Origin of the sequence: Streptomyces sp. UH6 (assembly GCF_013421635.1) — a bacterium.
Classification (GTDB): domain Bacteria; phylum Actinomycetota; class Actinomycetes; order Streptomycetales; family Streptomycetaceae; genus Streptomyces; species Streptomyces abyssomicinicus.
The window spans coordinates 1-2,598 of the sequence record NZ_JACADT010000809.1; the positions used below are offsets into that span (position 1 = coordinate 1).

Consider the following 2,598-nt stretch of genomic DNA (forward strand, 5'->3'; position numbering starts at 1 on the left):
CCGGCCGGTGCGGGTGGCGGCCTGGCGCATCTCGCGGTTGAGCTTGGTGGCGTGCAGCCGTGTGTCGACCGCGGCCACCGTCTCCCAGTCCTCCGCGGCCGCCGCCCGGTGCGCGAGCGCGAGCGCGGTGGCGTCCGCGGGACCCACCCCGTGGCGGAGGAGGTCGTGGAGCAGCGCGGGGAGCGAGCCGGCGTCCACCGCCCCCGCCTGCGCGAAGCCCTCCAGTCCGTGGGACAGGGTGTAGAAGCCGCTGGGGAACGCCGAGTCGGTCAGCTGGAGGCTGACCAGGAGGCGGTCCAGCTCCGTCGTCCGCCCGCCCTCCGCCCGGGCCGCCGCCCTGCCGGCGGCCGTCTCCTCCCGGTACACGTCTCAGACCAGGAAGTAGAGCTGGTTGAGCGGCAGCTTCTGGGCCGGGGCGATCGTGGCGACCTCGCCGTTCACGGTGACCTGGTAGGTCTCCGGGTCGACGGTGATGTCCGGTACCACGTCGTTGCGGACCATGTTGTGCTTGCCGATCGTGCGGGTCTTGCGCACCGGAAGGACGGTGCGCTCCAGCCCCAGCTTCTCGGGCACGCCGGCGGCGATGCCCGCCTGGGACATGAAGGTCACGTGGGTCGCCTGCATGGCGCGGCCGTAGTGCCCGAAGGTGGGGCGGTAGTACACCGGCTGCGGGGTCGGGAGGGAGGCGTTGGGGTCCCCCATCTGCGCCCAGGACACGATGCCGCCCTTGATCACCATCTTCGGCTTGGCGCCGAAGGAGTGCATCGGCCACAGCACGATGTCGGCCAGCTTGCCCGCCTCCAGGGAGCCGACGTGGTCGGCGATGCCGCTGGCGATGGCGGGGTTGATGGTGACCTTGGCGAGGAAGCGCAGGACGCGCTGGTTGTCGTTGCGGTCGGTGTCCTCGGGCAGCGTGCCGAGCTGCTCCTTGCACACGTGCGCGATCTGGAACGCCCGGGTGACGGACTCGCCGATGCGTCCCATCGCCTGGGAGTCGGACGAGATCATGGAGATGATGCCGCGGTCGTGCAGCACCGTCTCGGCGGCGATCGTCTCCGCCCGCACCCGGCTGTCCGCGAAGGCGACGTCCTCGGGGATGTCGTGGCTGAGGTGGTGGCAGACCATCACCATGTCCAGCAGCTCGTCGACGGAGTTCTTGGTGTACGGCAGCGTGGGGTTGGTGGAGGAGGGGAGGACGTTCGCCTCGCCGGTCACCCGCAGGATGTCGGGGGCGTGCCCGCCGCCCGCGCCCTCGCTGTGGAAGGTGTGGATGGTGCGGCCGTCGATCGCGGAACGGGTGTCCTCGAAGAAGCCGCCCTCGTTGAGGGTGTCGGTGTGGATGGCGACCTGGACGTCGTGCCGGTCGGCCACGGCGAGCGCGGTGTCGATGACCGCGGGGGTCGAGCCCCAGTCCTCGTGCACCTTCAGCGCGGCCGCGCCCGCCTCGATCTGCTCGTCCAGCACGCCGGGCAGGCTGGCGTTGCCCTTGCCCATGATGCCGAGGTTGACCGGCAGGTCCTCGGCGGCCTGGAGGATCCGGGCGAGGTTGTAGGGGCCAGGGGTGCAGGTGGTGCCGTTGGAGCCGTCCGTGGGGCCGGTGCCGCCGCCGAACAGGGTGGTGATGCCGTTGCTGAGCGCCTGCTCGCACTGCTGCGGGGAGATGAGGTGGACGTGCGAGTCCATCGCACCGGCGGTCGCGATCAGGTGCTCGCCGGCGATGACCTCGGTACAGGCGCCGATGACGAGGCGGGGGTCGACGGCGTTCTGCGTCTGGGGGTTGCCGGCCTTGCCGATGCCCGCGATGAACCCGTCCTTGACGCCGATGTCGCACTTGACCACGCCGACCACCGGGTCCAGGACGACCACGTTGGTGATCACCAGGTCCAGGGCGCCCTGGGCGGCGGTGGCCTGCGGGTCCGAGGCCATGCCGTCGCGCATGGTCTTGCCGCCGCCGTAGACCACCTCGTCGCCGTAGGACCCGGCGCGGAAGTCCTTCTCGACCTCGATGACGAGGTTGGTGTCGGCGAGGCGGATGCGGTCGCCGACGGTGGGCCCGAACAGGTCGGAGTACTGCTTGCGGCTGATGACCGGCATGTCAGTTCGATCCCCTCTTCTTGGACTTCTTGTCGTCGGCCTTGCCCTGCTCGGTGTCGCCCTCCGGCCCGGCACCGTGGAATCCGCGCTGCAGTGCGCGGGCGACGGCCTCGACGCGGGCGGGGTGGGACTTGACGCTGCCGTTGAGGAGGCCGCTGAAGCCGGTGAGGCGGCCGGTGCCGGCGTACGTGCACAGTTCGACCTCGTGCGTGCCGCCCGGCTCGAAGCGGACGGAGAGGCCGGCCGGGATGTTGAGGTGCATCCCCAGGGTCGCGTTGCGGTCGAAGTCGAGGGCGGAGTTGGCCTCGAAGAAGTGGTAGTGGGAGCCGACCTGGATCGCCCGGTCGCCGGTGTTGCGGACCGTGACCTTGACGGTCCGCCGGCCGGCGTTGATCTCGATCTCGCCGTCTCCGTACTGGTACCGCGGGGGAAGTGTCATCGAGTGCTCCTGGTGGAGAGGTGGACGTGCGGGTGCGCGCCCGGCGCGGGGGTGCCGGCCGCGTC

Annotated in this window: 3 protein-coding genes; all 3 read right to left on the reverse strand. The window is 70.9% G+C overall.

Annotation, left to right across the window (positions count from 1 at the left end; translation table 11 throughout):
- On the reverse strand, positions 1 to 300 hold a 300-nt coding region (locus tag HW445_RS26130; protein WP_306673364.1), incomplete at its 3' end, for an urease accessory protein UreF.
- Between the two features lie 69 nt (positions 301 to 369).
- Positions 370 to 2,094 carry an urease subunit alpha gene (gene ureC, locus HW445_RS26135; RefSeq protein ID WP_180223347.1) on the reverse strand — a complete coding sequence of 575 codons (1,725 nt, stop codon included), beginning with the start codon at positions 2,092 to 2,094 and terminating at the stop codon, positions 370 to 372.
- 1 nt (position 2,095) lies between these two features.
- Positions 2,096 to 2,533 (reverse strand): urease subunit beta, encoded by a 438-nt coding sequence (locus HW445_RS26140; protein ID WP_180223348.1) that lies wholly within the window; start codon positions 2,531 to 2,533, stop codon positions 2,096 to 2,098.
- Positions 2,534 to 2,598: the final 65 nt, after the last annotated feature.

What these genes read in the sequence shown, in the direction of transcription:
- ureC (WP_180223347.1), bottom strand. Translation starts at nt 2,094, where the DNA reads ATGCCGGTCATCAGCCGCAAGCAGTACTCCGACCTGTTCGGGCCCACC.
- HW445_RS26140 (WP_180223348.1), bottom strand. Translation starts at nt 2,533, where the DNA reads ATGACACTTCCCCCGCGGTACCAGTACGGAGACGGCGAGATCGAGATC.